Annotated in this window: 14 protein-coding genes and 1 tRNA gene; 6 read left to right on the top strand and 9 right to left on the bottom strand. The window is 48.3% G+C overall.

All coding sequences use genetic code 11. From position 1 onward, the window contains the following. The first annotated feature begins 80 nt into the window (after positions 1–80). Together mnmA and BMZ51_RS14915 are read left to right on the top strand one after the other, a co-directional pair. Positions 81–1283: a tRNA 2-thiouridine(34) synthase MnmA gene (mnmA, locus tag BMZ51_RS14910; protein WP_068006764.1), complete on the top strand. Its 1203-nt coding sequence runs from the start codon at positions 81–83 to the stop codon at positions 1281–1283. A gap of 367 nt (positions 1284–1650) precedes the next feature. Then, a tRNA-Met gene (locus tag BMZ51_RS14915) sits at positions 1651–1727 on the top strand. Positions 1728–2146: 419 nt separating this feature from the next. Here BMZ51_RS14915 and BMZ51_RS14920 read toward each other — a convergent pair. From BMZ51_RS14920 to BMZ51_RS14940, 4 genes are all read right to left on the bottom strand, one after another. Next, entirely contained in the window at positions 2147–2533 is a 387-nt protein-coding gene (locus BMZ51_RS14920) for a hypothetical protein (protein WP_068006762.1), read from the bottom strand. A 459-nt stretch (positions 2534–2992) separates the two neighbouring features. Then, entirely contained in the window at positions 2993–4525 is a 1533-nt protein-coding gene (locus BMZ51_RS14930) for a cryptochrome/photolyase family protein (RefSeq protein WP_068006759.1), read from the bottom strand. 87 nt (positions 4526–4612) lie between these two features. Then, the gene (locus tag BMZ51_RS14935) at positions 4613–5269 is read right to left on the bottom strand and encodes a ChrR family anti-sigma-E factor (RefSeq protein ID WP_068006757.1); all 657 of its coding nucleotides are present in this window, start codon (positions 5267–5269) and stop codon (positions 4613–4615) included. After that, positions 5266–5799 carry a sigma-70 family RNA polymerase sigma factor gene (locus BMZ51_RS14940; RefSeq protein ID WP_208979495.1) on the bottom strand — a complete coding sequence of 178 codons (534 nt, stop codon included), beginning with the start codon at positions 5797–5799 and terminating at the stop codon, positions 5266–5268. Before BMZ51_RS14940 ends, BMZ51_RS14935 begins: the two co-directional genes overlap by 4 nt. A gap of 205 nt (positions 5800–6004) precedes the next feature. Between BMZ51_RS14940 and BMZ51_RS14945 the strand changes: the two genes are divergently transcribed. The 3 genes from BMZ51_RS14945 to BMZ51_RS14955 are packed head-to-tail and all read left to right on the top strand — an operon-like array spanning position 6005 to position 9440. Beyond that, positions 6005–7345, top strand: a complete 1341-nt coding sequence (locus BMZ51_RS14945) for an NAD(P)/FAD-dependent oxidoreductase (protein ID WP_068006747.1) — start codon at positions 6005–6007, stop codon at positions 7343–7345. Next, positions 7342–8199, top strand: coding sequence for a DUF1365 domain-containing protein (locus tag BMZ51_RS14950; protein WP_068006745.1), 858 nt, complete (start codon positions 7342–7344; stop codon positions 8197–8199). Before BMZ51_RS14945 ends, BMZ51_RS14950 begins: the two co-directional genes overlap by 4 nt. Further along, the gene (locus tag BMZ51_RS14955; protein WP_068006743.1) at positions 8196–9440 is read left to right on the top strand and encodes an SAM-dependent methyltransferase; all 1245 of its coding nucleotides are present in this window, start codon (positions 8196–8198) and stop codon (positions 9438–9440) included. The genes BMZ51_RS14950 and BMZ51_RS14955 overlap by 4 nt, the downstream gene beginning before the upstream one ends. Before the next feature lie 37 nt (positions 9441–9477). On the opposite strand, the gene BMZ51_RS14960 is transcribed toward BMZ51_RS14955, so the two are convergent. Further along, positions 9478–9906 (bottom strand): nuclear transport factor 2 family protein, encoded by a 429-nt coding sequence (locus BMZ51_RS14960; RefSeq protein ID WP_068006742.1) that lies wholly within the window; start codon positions 9904–9906, stop codon positions 9478–9480. Further along, positions 9903–10655, bottom strand: a complete 753-nt coding sequence (locus BMZ51_RS14965; RefSeq protein WP_068006864.1) for an SDR family NAD(P)-dependent oxidoreductase — start codon at positions 10653–10655, stop codon at positions 9903–9905. The genes BMZ51_RS14960 and BMZ51_RS14965 overlap by 4 nt, the downstream gene beginning before the upstream one ends. A 1083-nt stretch (positions 10656–11738) precedes the next feature. Here BMZ51_RS14965 and BMZ51_RS14970 point away from each other — a divergent pair. Continuing rightward, a complete protein-coding gene (locus BMZ51_RS14970; protein WP_068006740.1) occupies positions 11739–12719 on the top strand; it encodes a crotonase/enoyl-CoA hydratase family protein in 981 nt (326 codons plus the stop codon). Positions 12720–12733: 14 nt separating this feature from the next. Here BMZ51_RS14970 and BMZ51_RS14975 read toward each other — a convergent pair whose 3' ends face one another. The 3 genes from BMZ51_RS14975 to BMZ51_RS14985 all read right to left on the bottom strand — a co-directional run bounded on the left by BMZ51_RS14975 (position 12734) and on the right by BMZ51_RS14985 (position 18779). Continuing rightward, positions 12734–15337 carry a hybrid sensor histidine kinase/response regulator gene (locus tag BMZ51_RS14975; RefSeq protein ID WP_068006738.1) on the bottom strand — a complete coding sequence of 868 codons (2604 nt, stop codon included), beginning with the start codon at positions 15335–15337 and terminating at the stop codon, positions 12734–12736. Further along, positions 15334–17520, bottom strand: coding sequence for an EAL domain-containing response regulator (locus tag BMZ51_RS14980; RefSeq protein WP_068006736.1), 2187 nt, complete (start codon positions 17518–17520; stop codon positions 15334–15336). Before BMZ51_RS14980 ends, BMZ51_RS14975 begins: the two co-directional genes overlap by 4 nt. A 494-nt stretch (positions 17521–18014) precedes the next feature. Further along, the gene (locus tag BMZ51_RS14985) at positions 18015–18779 is read right to left on the bottom strand and encodes an SDR family NAD(P)-dependent oxidoreductase (RefSeq protein WP_068006734.1); all 765 of its coding nucleotides are present in this window, start codon (positions 18777–18779) and stop codon (positions 18015–18017) included. Position 18780: the final 1 nt, after the last annotated feature.

The raw sequence follows: 18780 nt of genomic DNA on the forward strand, positions 1-18780 counted from the left end.
CCTCCAAAGCTTGAAATCAGCTCGTGCTATTATAAATAAGGCTCTCAAATGAAACGCACCCACAGGATGAGGTATTTGGAATGCTAAACAGTCTTGGCCTGCCCGGCCGCCCGGAAGACACGCGGGTGGTTGTTGCCATGTCAGGCGGCGTAGATTCATCGGTCGTTGCCGGACTGATGAAACGCGAAGGCTATGATGTCGTTGGCGTCACATTGCAGCTTTACGATCATGGCGAAGCAATCCAACGCAAAGGTGCTTGCTGTGCTGGGCAGGACATCCATGATGCCCGCCGCGTAGCAGAAAAGCTCGGTATCCCGCATTACGTTCTGGATTATGAATCTCGCTTTAAAGAGCAGGTCATCGAACGCTTTGCGGACAGTTATATCAACGGGGAAACCCCAATTCCATGCGTTACATGTAATCAAACGGTCAAGTTCAAGGACCTGCTGGAAACCGCAAAGGATCTGGGTGCTGATGTTTTAGTAACTGGCCACTACGTTCGCACAGGAATGGAAGGCAATCAGCTTGCTATGTTCCGCCCTGTCGATCTGGACCGCGATCAAAGCTACTTCCTGTTTGCAACAACGCAGGAGCAGCTCGACTTCCTTCGTTTCCCTCTCGGCGGGATGACAAAGCCAGAAGTACGCGAACTCGCACGGGAATTCGATTTGGCAATCGCCGACAAGCATGACAGCCAAGACATCTGCTTTGTACCGCAGGGCCGGTATACAGATGTCATTGCCAAGCTTCGTCCGCATGCAGCTGAGCCCGGCGATATCGTACACGTAGATGGTCGCATTCTTGGTCAACACAACGGCATCATTCATTACACAATTGGCCAGCGTCGCGGCATTGGCATCTCAGCAGGTGATCCGCTCTACGTTGTTCACCTCGACGCAGATGGCCGACGCGTGATTGTAGGTCCTAAAGAAGTCCTCACAACGCACAACCTGCTGCTGCGCGAAGTCAACTGGATCGGCTCTGGCACACTCGATGATCTGCCAGAAAAAGGCATGACAGTTTATGCCAAGGTTCGTTCAACCCGCCCTCCAATCGAAGCTATCCTTCGAAAAGTTGGAGAGAACATACTTGTAGAGCTCGTCGCCGGCGAAATGGGTGTGGCTCCCGGCCAGGCCTGTGTATTCTTCGATAAAGAAGGCCAGGAAGCTCGAGTTCTGGGTGGCGGCTGGATCCAGCGTGCAGAAAAACAAGAAGGCCCTGAGGCTGCCCTTAAAGCACTTCTTGGTAAAAGCTGGGAGGCTGCAGGTTTCCCTGCAAGCTGACCCCCTATTACACATCACGAAGCCCCGCAAATCCGATTGGCCTTGCGGGGCTTTTTTTATCCTCAAAGTCCCCGTATCAGCTCTGAGCAAAGAACGCCAGCCTCAACCCACTACAAGACCCTTTTTCATGAACACCCCTCTCCCATTAAACCCTCTCTAAAAAACTGAGTTTGTTTCCACATCATCCCTCAGTGATAAACCAAAAATCACATGTCCAACCTTGTATTAACCCTTGGTTTTCACGCAGTTTTTCACAAGGCTCGACATTTCCACAAAACTTGAATGAGAAAGCTTGACGGCACGGAGCAAGACCCTTATACCCCCTTCTCACAGCGCAGCGGTCACACCGCAACATAGCGCACCGGATGGCGGGGTAGCTCAGTTGGTTAGAGCAGCGGAATCATAATCCGCGTGTCGGGGGTTCAAGTCCCTCCCTCGCTACCATCTCTCTTCAAAAGAAGATTGAGACGACAAGGCACCGAAAGGTGTCTTTTTTGTTTCAGCTCCCAGAGCGCTTTCTTTTGGCATTACCTCCCCTGCACTTATGCAAGCCTCACCAATCTCCGAATTCTGCGCAATAGCTTAACAAGGAATAGAACAATTCTGACGCCACCCCTTCCATTGCCTAAGGCACAATGCAAGGTCGACCATCACTACCAACTAAGCAGCACAATACTATGTTGGATCCTGTTATATGACAGTGGTTTATAAAACTCCTGATCCGCATTTTCGCTAAGCACACCCTTAGCAGCGTCCAAAATCCAATCAATCTCAATAGGAGATGGCATCTAATATATCACCACAATGCGTGAAGGGCGCTCAACGAACGCCCTCTAGCCAATAATGGCCCCTCGAACCTGCGGCTAAAGCCTCTCAAGTTCGGGAAATCTATTCCACTTAACCTGACTTTGGTTCGCCTTGCACCAAATACTATTTGGTCGATAATGCGTGATGAGGTCACCCTTTATGACCACTCGAACATATTTTCGCCCTGAATAGCCTCCGAACGCATTTTTAGCGTTTAGACGCCCACAGTAACCAATACTCTCATTAGAAAAATTTAATTGATTAGAAAGCTCAGCATCTCGAATGCTGTACGGATCGTAAAAGTTGTCTACTACTGCATCAATCAGTAATTTTTTATGCGCGGATGTCGGCTTCTTGTCAAACTGCACTTCTTGAACAGTCACCGTTTGACAACCAGCGAGCAGCAAGATCAAGCCTAATGCAAGAGTACGTGTATATTTCATAATGAGACCAGTACTTAATTAAAAAATAACATTCCACTTTAAGTTGTCACTGCTATTAATGACAATTAATTTAATTACCTGTCAACGGACCTGGTCTTATCCTATGGGTACAATTGTCTACCGACTTAATTTATGACCGCTGCCCATCGCCTTAAATCACTCCCTAAGCACGAGATCGCCTTGCCATCCATAGAGATCTTGTAGTTTATACGCCTCAAGATTTCAGTGAAGATTTGGCTGGTGAACTACGAACCTTAGCCACTATAAAAGGTAGCCGACTTACCGTGCTTGTGCAGTGCCTCCTCCAGAGCCTCAACACAAAAGTCTACCTCCAGGCCGGTCAAGAATTTCCACGACAGCACCTTGGGCAACAACTGAAAGCTTCTGACCAGTTGCCGTATTGATAATAGCCGACCATACGCCTCTTCTCGGTTTACGCTTAGCAGCGTAACGCTCAAATCACGCTTGCGATCCATCCAACAGGGCAAGAAAACGGCGGCTATCAGTTCGGATCTCTTGCTTCTTGCTGTCGCTCATCTTATCCCAGGTACGGTAGATCATCGACACTCTGGGATTGCTTCTGAGCTTCTCTTCATTCTGATCCAGAAAATTCCAATAAAGATAGTTGAAGGGACAGGCTTTCTCACCTGTCTTCGTAGCGTGCGCATAGACGCAATGCTCACAATAGTTCGACATTTTATTGATGTAGGCACCACTGGCCGCATATGGCTTGGAAGCAAACAGCCCACCATCTGCAAACAGGATCATTCCATTGACATTAGGCAGCTCTACCCATTCATAAGCATCAGCATAAACCGCGAGATACCATTCACTCACTTCTTTGGGAGCAAAGCCGGCAAGTAGCGAGAAGTTACCGATCACCATCAGCCGCTGAATGTGATGAGCATAGGCATTTGCCTTTGTTTCAACGATACACTGGTGCAGACAATTCATCTGCGTTTCCCCAGTCCAATAAAACTCAGGCAGGTCGCGCGAAGCGCTTAAATAATTAAGCCCTGCATATTCAGGCATGGAATGCCAATAGATCCCCCGAATAAACTCTCGCCACCCCACAATCTGCCGGATAAACCCCTCAACAGAGTTCAGCGGAGCAGTGCCGTCAAAATACGCCCGCTCTGCTGCATGAACACATTCGAGGGGAAGCAATAGTCCGCAATTGAGGTAGAAGCTGATGTGACTATGAAACATCCAAGGTTCACCCTGAACCATCGCATCCTGATAGTTCCCAAATTTACTAAGACGCTCAGCAACAAACTGATCCAGCGCCTTGAGCGCATCCTCGCGTGTAACCGCAAGAGAAAACGGTTTCAAGTCACCAAAATGCTCGGAAAACTGATCCGTCACAAGGGCCAGCACCTCCTCAGTCACCCGGTCTGGTTCAACAGAAAAAGGAGCAGGAACATCCAACCGCTTTGGTGCACTCTGGCGGTTGTCATGATCATAATTCCACTTTCCACCCAACGGCTTATCACCGTCCATCAAGATATCATGGTTACGCCGCATCTCTCGGTAAAAGTACTCCAACCGTAAGCTCTTACGCCCCGACGCCCACTTTTGAAAGCCCTCAGTAGAGCAGAGAAAGCGATCATCTTCACGCAGCTCAACCGGCACACCCAACCGGTCTTGCCAACTCTCCATCTCATTCAACAGGCGATATTCACCGGGCATTGTCACAATGATTTCAGTGACAGCCTCTGCCTCCTTCAAGCGAAGAACTTCCCCAAAAAGGCTACCTGTGTTCTCTGGGCAACCGTAGGGCACGTAGACAACGCGGTGTCCCAGAGATCTCAACGCCTCAGCAAAGTGGCGCATCGCTGAAAACAAAAACGCAATCTTCTTCTTGTGATGCCGGACATAGGTTGCTTCTTCGTTCACCTCAGCCATCAGAATGACATCTTCGCCCAGCTTGACATCGCGCAAGCTGGAAAGAGGTAAACTCAGCTGATCTCCGAGTACCAGGCGCAAACGCATCTGCAGTGCTCTCCTCGCAAAAATCCACCAAACTCGCCAAAAGGTAAGGTGGAAGGAATAACGAAGCCATACCCAGATTTGTCCGCTTTAGATCCCAAAGAATGGTTGCAGCAGTTTTGGGAGCAAGCCTTTGAAAGCGAGTGGGGCATCCGTGACGGCCAGGCAGATGCAATCTTCTTCGGTATCGGCAACTGGTTGATGGTGCACAAGGTCATCTGCCTCTTGAACATCACCAACCTTGTAGCGTCCGGTTTCGTCACTAAACGAGCCCTTCAATACAAGGGTCATTTCTGATCCATGGTGAGAATGCTCAGGCGTCATGTATCCAGGAGATAACTTCAGCAGACGGGCCTTTTCTCCCTCGCTGGACTCCACCGGCAGCACAAATTGACGAATACCTGGACCAACCACCTTCCATTTAATGCCGCTGTATCCCTGCCCTAATACACCCCAAAGATCGCTTGGAACACCCTGTCTGGGTTTTGGTCGACTGATGCAGCTAAGAGAGCGCGAAGGCTTTTCACTCTCAACGCGCAACAAGAGCCTCTCAAACAATTCATCAGAAGTATTCAGCTGCTCGCTTGTTTGAAGCAACGCACCTGCAAGCGCCTCGGCTTCTGCCAAACGCCCTTGGCAAGCTTTGCAAAGCTCTAGATGGCAGGACACGAGCAACGCATGACCTGCTGGCAAGGAGCCTGTCACATAGGCCCATAGAGTTTCATCACTAAGGTGGTGGTTGATCATGGTTCCACACCCTTCAGAAGTTTACGCAACCGCACCAATGCAAGTCTCATTCGTGATTTAACTGTCCCCAGTGGTAGTTGTAGATACTGAGCAATCTTCGAATGACTGGCGTCCTCATAAAAAGCCAGTTTTATGATTTTCGATTGCTCTGCTGGCAACAGTGGCAATGCTTTTTGCACGCGCTCGCTCAGTTGAGCTTGATGGTGACTTTCGAACTGCGTCTCATCAACAACAAGTTCTTTTGAAAAGAACCGGTCATCTTTGTAAAGATACCGACGTTCTTTACGAAAATGATCGATGCGCAGATTCCGTGCGATTGTGTAAATCCACGTTGAAGCTGATGCCTTGCGCTCATCGTACAGCTCAGCTTTTCTCCAGATAATAACAAAGGTTTCCTGAATGAGCTCATCAGCAAGCTCCAGACTGGCGCCCCCTTTCAGGAAGTAGTTTTTCAAACGGGGAGCGAAAAAAATAAAGAGTTGGCGGAAGACTTCTTTCGACCGCGTTTTACCGAATGATTGCAACAGCACACTTAACTCTTGAGAACTGAGGTAATTCCTACTGCCACCATCATTGCCTTGAAGCTGCATTATTACCATCGCTCTGCAAAACACACGGATGTCTCTCAGTCCTTTTTACCAAACAGTTTGTCATTTGGATCACTTTTTCCTGCCTAAGGTGATCCATTTCTATTCGCCGCTCCTAAAATGAGAAACTTCGGATAGGATTAGAGCAATGAAAATCGCAGTGATAGGGAGTGGAATTTCCGGGCTTGCTGCAGCATGGCTGCTTTCTAAGGAGCATCTGGTCGATATTTATGAGAAAGATGACCGTCTCGGAGGGCATGCAAACACCCAGCAAATTCATATGGATGGAACCAAGGCATCCGTCGATACAGGCTTCATTGTCTTCAACAAACGTACATACCCAAATCTCACTGCACTCTTCGACTTGCTTGAAGTAGAAACCGTCCCAACGCAAATGTCTTTCTCGGTCTCATTACAGAACGGAGAAAAAGAATACTCAGGTTCCGGCTTAAAAGGCTTATTTGCCCAAAAATCCAATCTGTTCCGACCTAAATTTCTGCAAATGATCTCGCAGACAATGCATTTTTATAAACACGCTTCGAGACATGCAAAAAAGTCAGAATTTCGCGAAACCACCCTTGGCGATTACCTTGTGCAGAAAAACTACTCAGCAACTTTCATTGATGAGCACCTTCTCCCAATGGGCGCTGCAATCTGGTCAATGCCTCCAAAACAACTGCTGAACTTTCCGTTCCGCACTTTCATCAGCTTTTGCAATAATCATGGCCTCCTGCAGCTAAAAGATAGACCGCAATGGCGCACAGTTGCTGGCGGCTCATGTAACTATGTGAGAAAAATTGCCGAAAGAATCTCTGGCAAAATTTTCTTAAATACAGCGGTCAAAGATGTTCAGCGCTCCCTTCGTTCCGTCAAAGTTTCAACGAGAACTGGCCAGGAGGCTTCATACGACCATGTGATTTTTGCATGTCACTCTGATCAGGCACTCGCAATTTTAAACTGCCAAAACAGTGCGTCCGAGGCGGAAACAAAAATACTGGGGTCCATCCGTTATCAGCAAAACATCGCCGTCCTTCACCGTGATTTCTCGCTTATGCCGAAACGCAAGGCGGCTTGGTCGGCTTGGAATTTTACAGGCAACCATAATAACAATAACGCGCTCTCAGTAACCTACTGGATGAACGCTCTTCAGCAGCTCAACATCACCAGAAACGTTTTCGTCACGCTGAACCCAAATCAACAACCAGCCGAGGGTACAATACTCCGCAGTTTCCAATATGCGCATCCGGTTTTCGATCGCGCTGCGTTGAAAGCTCAAAAGCATGTCTGGCAAATCCAGGGCGAGAACCGCACCTGGTTCTGTGGCGCGTACCTCGGCTATGGCTTTCACGAGGATGGCTTGCAGGCCGGGTTGGCAGTCGCGGAAGCTCTCGGTGTCGCTCAGCGTGACTGGGTTTGCCAAAATCAGAATGGTCGCATCGCCTTACCTGTTGGCTGGCCACTCAGAAGTTATCAGGTGGCTGCGCAATGATTTTGAAAAAACACCGGCAAGAAGAAGACACACCGCTTACTATCTACGAGGGCGCGGTGACACACATGCGTCACGGCCGCCTCAAACATAAGCTAAACTACAAAACTGTGTCCTTCACGATCAATATAGATCGCTTGCCGGAAGTGGATGGCCTCTCTCCGTTCCTATCTGTTAGTCGCTTCAACTTATTCAGTTTTTACCCCGCAGACCATATACAAGGTGGCTATCTCTCTCTTCGCAGCTTTATAGAAAACACCCTGAAGCAGGCTAGGATAGATACAGTCCCAGAGCGCATCGTTTTACTTGCATTCCCTAGGTTTTTGGGAAAGGTCTTTAACCCAATCAGTGTGTTTTATTGTTATTCGAAAGGCTGTCTAAAGGCCATCGTTTACCAAGTACGCAACACATTTGGCGACATGCACCACTACGCGGTTGAAATCTTATCTTCCGAAAATCAAAGCATGACGCATGCCTATCGCCATTCATGCCCCAAGAAACTCCATGTTTCCCCTTTCCTTGAGGTTACAGGTCACTACGATTTCGTGGCGCGCCCACCCTCAAATTGTGTTTCTTTGCTCATTCGCCTTACTCAAGACAACCGGCCACAGCTCACCGCACGTTTTCAAGGCACACGAAAACAGCCAACCACGTCACGCCTCCTGTTAATCGCCCTGCGGTATTTCCAAAGCTCTGCCAAAGTCCTCGGCCTAATACACTTTGAAGCTCTCAAGCTTTGGCTCAAAGGCGCAAAGGTCTACAAGCGCCCGCCTCCGCCAGCGTCAATTGTGACAAGCATGAACGCGACAGCTTCTGTGATAAAAGACCCTATCAAAACCGCAGGCAAACGCACATGAGACACAGAGAACGCGCGTCCCTTCATGCTCCGGCCAGCTCGCAAAAAGCAAAGCTGAATTTAAGCTCCAAACTCTGGAAAGCCTTGCTGGACAAAGTACTCACGAACCTAACTTTGGGTCATTTGTGCATCATTCTGCCCAATGGGCAAGTACTAGCCTATGGCAACCGCACAACCCTCAGGCCAGCTGTAACCGTAAAAATCCTGCGCGCCCGTTTATTGTGGCGCCTTGTCTCTGGCAACTCTTTGACATTGGCGGAAGCGTACCTTGAAAAGGACTGGCAGTGTAATAATCTGCGCGCCCTCTTTGACTTGCTGCTTGCCAACAAGCAAATCCTCCACTCAATCAAACATCGTGGCTTCCTCTCAAAAGCTCTGGCACGCCTACGCCACTTGGCAAACGCAAATACGCTTGCCGGCAGTAAGCGAAACATCGCGTTTCACTACGATTTAGGGAACGAGTTTTATGGCCACTGGCTAGATGAAACCATGACGTACTCCTCCGCCTACAAACTTCATAAGGATGAAACGCTTCAGGAGGCTCAACGCAGAAAATACCAGCGCGTTTTGCAACTCACCAACACCGTGTCCAACAGTAACATCCTTGAAATCGGCTGCGGCTGGGGCGGTTTTGCAGAACATGCATGCCATTTGGGCAGACACGTTCACGGCATCACATTGTCACAAGAGCAGCTCAGATATGCCCAAAACCGTCTTCATTCTCAAGAGACAACTGGAGCCGCCTCTTTTGAAATGCGCGACTATCGTGAAACTTTCGGCCAATACGATGCTATCGTCTCGATTGAGATGATAGAAGCTGTCGGAGAGGAAAACTGGCAAAGCTATTTTCAGCAGCTGAAATCACTCCTCAAACCAGGCGGAATAGCTGTGATACAGGCAATTTTAATCTCTGATGGAAAATTTCAAGATTATCGACAGAACGTAGATTTCATCCAGCGCTATATCTTTCCTGGTGGTCTCCTTCCATCCGCGCATGAAATAGAAAAGCAGACAAGACGACAAAATCTGGAGCTAACCACAAAGGAGCTTTTTGGGACGGATTACGAGCAGACGCTCATTCGTTGGAGGACAGCTTTTTTCAAGAACTGGCCAGCGATCGCAAAACTTGGCTATGATCAACGCTTTAAGCGCATGTGGCATTATTACCTTGCATATTGTGAAGCAGGTTTTGCAGAAGGCACCATCAATGTCGGGCTCTTCCAAATAAAGAAGCCACTCTAATCGTCATATATCCACCTTCCAATTGCATCAATGCGGTTTAAATTGACGCACGTGAAGCGATCCACTTAATCATCAATCCTACTATCGGCAGTTTCCGGTAGAAGTGGCGGGAGGCATCCCAATAATCATAATGCGCACAGACTTTTGCATCCTTGTCAAAATGCAATTCTGTCAGGCCCCGCACCCCCCATTCACCTAGCAACTTCTGGGTACATGTAAAGTCCCATCGCATAAAGCACAGGTCTCTGGACCAGGCCAAATCAAGAATTTTGAATGTCGGCTGCTGCACATCCTCATACATTTTATGAAAGACCTTTTCAAAGCTGTCTCTCCCAACCACATCGTTAAACGGGTCAATGAAATGAACATCATCACTGATCAGTGCATGAACCTCGTTTATTCGCTCAGGCGTAACCTTCTCAAAAAAGCATGCATACCGTCGTGCTGTCGTGTCTCTATCGGTCACCGTTTACTCATCCTTTTCGTAACCCAAAAATAGAGAGCATATGGCAACAACCGCAGACCCTTTAAAATGGCAGCTAGGCGGAACGGGAAAGCAACCTCGAATTTGCTTCGCTCAAGGCCTCTGTAAATCACTTGAGCCGCCGCCTCAGGAGTGAGAATAAAAGGCATCTCGAAGGTGTTTTTATCTGTCATTGGCGTTTTCACAAAACCTGGATTTACGAGTGTCAATTTCAGACCTGCACTATCAAAATTTGGCTTCAAAGATTCACAAAGATTGATCAGGGCAGCTTTGGTCGGTCCGTAACACCCTGCATTGGGCAAACCACAGTATCCACTTAAGGACGCGAGCACTGCGATATGACCACAACCTTTTGCCCCCAATGCCGGAAACAAACCTGAGATAACACGCACAGCTCCAAAGTAATTGGTGTCCATTGCCGAAACGCTATTTTCCTCGCTTAAAACATCCACTCCTCCTGGGTAGTAGATTCCAGAACAGTAAATGGTCAGGTCCGGTAGATCATTATTCTTATTGAACTGCTTGATGGCTGCCAAAACTTGATCCTGACACGTCACATCAAGTGGAACCACCTTCATCAGCTCAAAGCATGCGGCCATGTCCTGTAGCTTCTGCCGACTGCGAGCGCTGGTAACGACGCGCCACCCAGAACGAGCATAGAGCCGCGAAAGGCTGGAGCCTATCCCTGAACTCGCCCCAATGATCCAAACAAGCTTCCGACGTTCTGCCATAACATCCTCTCTGCTTGCTCTTACGCCATTAAGAGAGAAGCAGATCATGTCCATATGCAAAAAACTCTCAAAATCCGCTCATTCCTATACTCTTGGCACTTAAAGTGGTCTTGAGTATTGTCGGTAGAGTATTCAGCACCCTCTATCCGAGTAGTTTTATAAGAACAAACCCTTACTTATCTGTCGCGATTCACCCACTCATTTTGCTCATTCATATGCCTGCCATTGTCTTTGCTCAATAAGCCCAAAAGTCCTCAGCGAATGCCCAATCACCTCAGCGATTTTCAAATTTTCTCACAATCGAACATTCAAATTGCCGGTTTCCATGACGCAAACGTCAGGGTCAAACGGGTTGTCCAGCGAAAAATTGTCACTGCAAGATTTGCTCAAGACTTAGGCAAAGAATACACTAAAATCCGTTTTCTCTTTGATTTACCAAGCTCAAAAAACTCTGGCATTTGTCTCAAAGCAAACAATAGATCACACAATAATTCCGTTTAACTTATTGTTATATATTGGTATTTTATAAAGACACGTCTCCCAATGATGTCATATAGCTTCACGTCTCTAACGCGAACACGTGTAACGAGGACACCCAAATCTGACCACATCACAAAGCGACGCAGTTTTGTAGGTAAATTCAGTCTTCCCCCACCACAAGCGTCCGACAAATGAAGAAATTTCCGCAAAATACGATTTAATTAAAGTAATGTTTTATTTCATAGCAAAGTCAGCAAATATCTTGCGTGCATAGATCAAACACACACAACCTGAAGAATATAGGTTTACTTTTACGTTCACTCCTATGGCGCTCAATATACTGGACAACAACACAACTCCATCCAAGTAATATTCATTGACATCTTAAGAGCAAATAACACATCATCTAAATATAAAACTTTAATAATATATACATACCCAACTACTTCTCAACACCTATTGATTTTTTACTCGACACGCATGAAAGTATTAATATATTATTTACCATGTTCAACTGCACAAATTACATCCCATAATAAAAATAGACTGATCTGGGGTTGTGCCAAAACTTTTATAAACACGCGAAAATCTATAGGGGCTGAGATGTCTGATCTAATGGGGCATAGATCCAACTTTCCTTCCTTTGATGGAATTACAAAGCCATCCCTACAGTCAGGGCACAATCCAAACCTTGATGTGTCCACTGTTTCAATTGCACAACAGTTTTCATCGGTTCAGTTAGACTGTGTTGATCTTGAATTCGACGAAACAACCAAAGCACTCTGGCTTTACATGAAAAGTGAGGGTCGTCCCTGCTTTACGCCGGAGTTACTTGATGAGCTTGCGCAATCACAGGCTGTGATGAAGCGCCTCTTCGAAACCTACCAACCAACAGATCCCTGCCCTATCAACTTCAAGGTTGTCGCTTCCCGGATTCCTGACGTTTACAACCTTGGCGGCGATCTTAACCTCTTTATTGAGCTGATCCGTGAGAACAACCGCGCAAAACTACTGCAATACGCTGTGGCCTGCGTCGACGTAGTTTACCGGAACGCGGTGTCCTCTGACCTGCCAATTATAACGATTGGTATGATTCAGGGTGATGCTCTGGGTGGTGGCTTCGAAACAGCACTTTCCTGCGACGTAATTATCGCTGAGCGCCAGGCAAAGTTCGGCTTACCTGAAGTGCTCTTCAACCTTTTCCCAGGCATGGGTGCTTACAGCTTTTTGTCGCGCATGGTAGATGGTCGCGTCGCTGAGAAAATGCTGATGAGTGGGCGTCTCTACTCTGCAGAAGAGCTGCATGAGCTCGGCATCGTGCACGAAGTCGTAGAGCAAGGCGAAGCGCCTTACGCTGTACAACGATACATTGCCAAGAATGCCAAGAAGCACACCTCTCATTCTGCAATTTACCGAGCGGGCCGCACTGTTCAACCTGTCACATATAAAGAACTGATCGACGTGGTCGAGATCTGGGTTGATGCTGCGCTTTCCCTCACAGATCAGGATCTGAAGAAGATGGAGCGCCTGACAAAAGCTCAGGATCGCCTATCCGCTCCATCCGCGCAAAAGCAGGCGCTCTAAAAAGCGACTGCCTGCTAAAAACGATCCAGTGTGCTCAAGCGACTGACAGGGTTAGACCTTTCTTGCTTGAGCTCCTGCAGGTAGCCTCTGAGGTTTTTGTGGTCGCGCTTGAGCTTGCCTGCCAGTTTACGAAGCATGTCTTCACCCAGAAATTGTATCTGATGTGAAGGCATGTTTTCCATTTGACCACTCAAATGCACGATGTCCGTGGCACCCAGATTCACGGAGGCAGACCGCAGCGCGTGGGCGCTGGCCCTAACTTTTTCACAGTCACGCGCTTCAACAGCCGCTTTAAGATCATGCTGCAACTGTGAGACCTCTTTCAGGTAATCCTCAACCACATTTATTACGAATTCCAGACCACCTAAGGATCTTAACTGGGACAGGCTCGCATAGTCGATCCCAGAGGAGACCTCGGATGTAAAGCAAGGATGTTCGGCAATTGATGTGATCTGGCTGTTCGCAATCTGCTTGCGAGTGATATTCTCATAAACACCACATTCAGTGATCACGTCATCAATCAATGTCAGCAGCCGTTGTGGTTCAATCGGCTTGGTTGCACACGCATCCGCCCCTGCCTCCTGCGACTTGCTTGCCGAGGAACGACTTGCATCAGCGGTCAACGCAATGATTGGTAACCGGTCCTGTCCAAGCTCTGTAATCCGTCGCAACTTGATGGTTTCAATACCATTCAGGACAGGCATGTTGATGTCCATGATCGCCAGATCATAAGAGTTCACTTCAAGCTCATCCAAAGCAAGTTCGCCATTGCCCACCAGCGTACAAGTATGCCCGCCTTTCTGGAGGATTTTCTCAATTACACGCTGATTAGATTTGTTATCTTCAGCGACAAGAATATTCAGGCCAATATAACGGCTGAAATAGGCTTGAAGCTCTTCCTTGATCTCCATGCCGCAATGGGCATTTTCAGCACCGGCAGCCCTCAAAGCCCATGCTACAGACTGTGTGGAACCTGGCACCTTAATCGAAGAGACAAGGTTAGGCTGCGTTACGCCTGTACTCGCGCTTTCATCGACAGCACCGGAGACAGAGACCAGATCGACATTGTGATGCTGTCCCGCAGATTTAAGTGCGTAGTATAAGCTGTCAGAGGCTGTAGCGAGAACATCGTCACCAACAAACAAGACAACCTTGCCATCATCGCCGGACGTTTGCTGCCTCAGAGCACTAAACGCCCGCCCAACGGTCTCAAAGCATTCAGCCTCAATACCGCAAGCTTTCAGTGAGGCAACGCACCCCTCAAGCAAATCCTTACGCTTAGAAACGACGGCAACAGCTCCACCAACCACTTCAAGCTGTGTGGTCTCGTCGCTCACGGCCCGCCCAACGCTCAGCTCAATAAAGAAGGTACTGCCCTTCCCAGGCTTACTGCGGACAGAAACCTCACCGCCCATCGCACGCACGACCTCTTGTGCAATGGAAAGACCAAGGCCGGTTCCGCCAAATCGGTCAACAATGCTCTCATCTGCCTGAGTAAAACGTTCAAAAATGCGAGACTGGGCGTCCTCTGGAATACCAATACCGGTATCTTCCACTTCCAAGATCAAGCGCACTTCACCACCGGCAACTCCCTTACAAAGCGCGCGAATGGCAACAGATCCCTGCTCTGTAAATTTAACCGCATTGCCTGCAATATTAAGCAGGACTTCTCGGATATGGCGTGCATCTCCAACCAGCAGCGGCGGCAACTCACTATCCACGAAACGCGAGATGGTCAGGCTTTGACCATGCGCTTGCCCTTGCACAATCTGAGCAACTTCTTTCAAGATAAAATTGATATCAAAAGTCGTCTGATTGACAATCATCCGTCCACTCTCGATCTGGCTAAAATCAAGAATACCGTTGATCATGGAAAGCAGGGAGTTCCCAGAATATTGGATGGTCTTCGCCATCTCCCGCTGCTCACAATCCAGCTTTGTACCCTGCAGCAACTCGCCCATACCATTGATCGCATTCAACGGTGTACGCAACTCGTGACTAACAGCAGTCAAAAACTGTGTCTTGGCTCTATTCGCAGTTTCTGCAGCTTGCTGTGCAGCTGTCATCGACCTGATGAGTTTACTTGCATAAAGCGGCACAACAACAAGGCAGCCAAGCAGACCTAAACCAAGGATAAATTCCACCTGCCAGTAAGGCGTTGTAAGCACAACAGCAAACCCACTCACCGAGGCAATGGTGGTAAGCGCAAGGTAATCCAAGCCAAACCGGAAGCCATTCCCGAATATCACCCACAGATAGATCGGGAACAGGATTGAAAGGTACTCACCGCCAACATACATGCCGGCAGAGACCGACCCCACATCCAGAAAAATTGCAAAAACGCGGCGTAGCGAATTCACTGTTTGAGAATAAAGCAGATGGGCAAGAAGGAAGAACGATCCAACCGCAAACGTGGACATAATGAGCGTGGTTTGAAAGTTCTCGTAGGAACCAAAGGTAATGTTTGAAGCAAGATAGGGCGTGATGAGCAAGGTGAAAGCAAAGCGGTTTAAAGACATTTCGCCTTCACCACCACCAAGTTGGATGACTTGCTTATAAAGAGCCTTTATCTCGGCACATGGGAGCACTGGCAGCTTTGAATTTCGGTTATCATTCATAGCTCAATTTCCGCCCCAACCAGTACCTTTTGCGGGTATTGCCCCTGCGCCTTCAAAGACTGCTGTTCCAACAGTAATGAAAACTCTTGTGCAGGCACGGGTTTGCCAAACAGGTACCCTTGCGCCAACTCGCATCCAGCATCTTTGAGGTAATCAACTTGCTCACGCGTCTCTACGCCCTCCGCAATAATTGACAAGTCAAGGCTGGCACCCAGGCCAACGATTGCTTTGATGATCACCGTGCTGTTCGGATCGGTCATCATATCTCGAGTAAAGCACCTATCGATCTTCAGGCAATCAACGGAGTACCTGCTCAGATAAGCCAGAGAGGAGTAACCGGTGCCGAAATCATCAATCGAGACAGCAATTCCCATCTCGCGAATGACACGTAAATCTCGTACGGTCGCCTCGGACCCGTGCAAGACGATGTTTTCAGTGATCTCAATCTCCAGCTTTTCTGGAGGCAAGCTGCAAGAAACCAGCGCATCTTTCAAAAGCTGCGGTACATCTTGTTTTCTAAACTGCGTCGGGGAAATATTGATTGCAATACGAGGCGTATCCAGCCCCATATCCATCCACTTCTTCGCCTGTTTACATGCTGCAAAGATCACCCACTCCCCAATCGGAAGGATCAGGCCAACCTCTTCCGCTGTGCCCAAGAACACGTTTGGCGCCACCACACCATAATCCGGTCGATTCCATCGCAACAGGGCTTCAGCCCCAACAATTTCGTTGTTCTCCAGGTTGATCTGAGGCTGATAAAACAGCTCAAGCTGATCCTGCTCAATTGCATTGCGCAGCTCGTTTTCCAGCGCGATCGTTTCTTTTACGTGGTGATCCATCTTTGAAGAAAACAGATGGAACGTATTTCCGCCATCTGCTTTGGATTGGTACATGGCCATATCAGCACAACGAAGCAGCTCTTCACTGTTCAGACCATCCTCCGGATACTTAGTAATACCCACACTGGCGCTGGTCTGAAGTTCCCGCCCGCTGATCAAGAAAGTCTCCTCAACCACACTAACAAGATGCTGAGCAAAGCGAAGGGCCTCTTCAGAGCTTTTCAAGTCTGTCTGTAGAATGGCAAATTCATCGCCGCCCAGTCGCGCCACGAGGTCAGAGCCATCAACACAACGCAACAACCGCTCTGCAAGCACCTCCAAAAGCCGATCGCCGATGCGATGCCCCAAAGCATCATTGATGGACTTAAACCGATCTAAGTCCAGGAAATGAAGCGCAAAACCACGCCCACTGTTGCGGCACTGGAAGATTTCTTCATCTATGCGGTCGCCAAGCATGGTCCTGTTTGGCAGGCCCGTCAGCGCATCATGATGCGCGATGTGCAGCAGATGAGCTTCAGCGCGTTTGCGATCTGAGATGTCCGTCGCTGTTGTTACCACATGCGTGGTGTTTCCAGCAGCATCCAGCAGGGGGCTCTTGGTGACGATGAAATGGAAGACATCGCCTGCATGGTTTCGCTGTTCAATTTCATATGGGGGCAACGCCCTCCCGGTAATGAACACCTTTCGATCCAGTCGGCGGTTACTCTCTTGAGTAAACTTGTCGAACTTCCCATAGGCATCCTGACCGATGAGTTCTGCAGTCGTCGAATTCAGAAAATTTGCCCATGCCGCATTGGTGAACGCGCATAATCCATCCAGGGTACAGGTCATGATCATGGCTGGGACGCTGTCAATAACTTGCGCCAGCCGCTCACGAGAATCGCGCAGTGCTTCCTTACGTTGCAGCTCAACGTTGACCAGCTCCTGTTCAAGGAACCGCGCATGTCGCTTAACCGCATTCTGCTCTTCGCGCAGTGCAAGCAGATTTCTCGCCCTGCTCACAAACTCATTGTGATCGACCGGGCTTTGGAGAAAGTCCGTCGCGCCAGCTTCCAACGCCCTAATACGAAATGACCTATCAGTGAAAACAGTGATGACAACAACAGGCACGTCACTGCAATGGTCGAGCGCGCGCACCTTCTGCGTCAACTCAGCCCCGTCCATCTCTGGCATACTGTAGTCTGTGATAATCAGGTCGGGAACAGTGCTCTCCATAAATGCGAGAGCATCAAACGGCGATGCAAAACACTGCACCTTGACAGAGGCACCTACAGCAAGTGCAAGCTTTTCAAAAATACTTCTATTAATTGCCCTGTCGTCGACAATAACGATTGTTGTCATGCAGCTACCACCACGAGTGTCACTGCTGAAGACATAAAAAACCCACAACAGTTAACCAAATTCACCCCATGGTTTTTGTCGAATAAGGAGTCAACGTTAAGAAATGCCAAATAGTTATCATTAAATGCTTTGTATCAAACGTATGGTTATATATACTTAAACGTATCCACGAGGCGACAGAAGCCGCTGCTCAAACTCTTTAATTTTATTCATCAACTGAATAAAGCTAGTGTTGTCGGTAGTTTGCACAGAATTGTGTCACAACAGTTAACTGGCTTAAGAACTTACTGAAACAATTAAAGCGCAATATCTCCAGCCTCTTAAATCACACCAAATAGTTGTTACTATACCCAGTAATACACTCACCCAAAGAGTGTTCGTTTTTGCAACTAGTCAAAGAAAATAGCGCAAATACTGAATTAGTTTTCAAAACTGTTGAACAACAACACCCGGGCGAAGCGCGCTACTGCCTCAGCCCGCGTTAAAAGCTCGCGCTATGAAGGTCTTTGTTTTCCTGTCGTAAGGCCGACCAGTTTAAAGTAGGCCCAATAAGGAACAAATCTCATCAGCTTCAGCGCAACAGCCAACGGCAATGGGAATGTGGTTTCAAAGCCTTTACGAGCCAGCCCTTTCTTGATGCGTTTTGCAGCGCTCTCCGCGCTGATAATAAACGGCATCGGCACCTTACTGTCCTTGGTCATATCCGTTTTCACAAAGCCTGGATTTATCACCGACAGCGTAAGATTAGCCTTGTCAAAGCTCGGTTTCAGTGACTCGCAAAGGTTAATCAGTGCTGCTTTGGTAGGCCCATAACTAGCCGCAAAGGGCAACCCACCATAGCCGCTAAGCGAAGAGATGATAGCCACTTGCCCCGAGCCACGCTTCTTTAGCAATGGAAACAGGTTATGAATGGTCCGAACCGCACCAAAGTAGTTCGTATCCATCGCATTGACACATATCTCATCCGTCAATGTAGAAAAGCCTCCTATTGGAAACACACCGGCGCAATAGAGTGTGAGGTCTGGAAGGCAGGCATCAGCATCAAGTTTTTGGACAGCCAGCGCCACTTCATCCTTGTCGGTCACATCAAGACGCAGCGCTCTTATAGCATCAGAAGTCTCCTCAAGTGCTGCAAGTCGCTCAGCTCGTCGGCCGCTTGCAATCACCTGCCAGCCGTCTGCGGCATAGATCTTACAAAGCTCCTCTCCAATTCCTGAAGTTGCTCCAATAATCCAGATAATCTTATCCTGAGATGTCATT

Origin of the sequence: Pseudovibrio axinellae, from assembly GCF_900110875.1 — a bacterium.
Lineage (GTDB): Bacteria > Pseudomonadota > Alphaproteobacteria > Rhizobiales > Stappiaceae > Pseudovibrio > Pseudovibrio axinellae.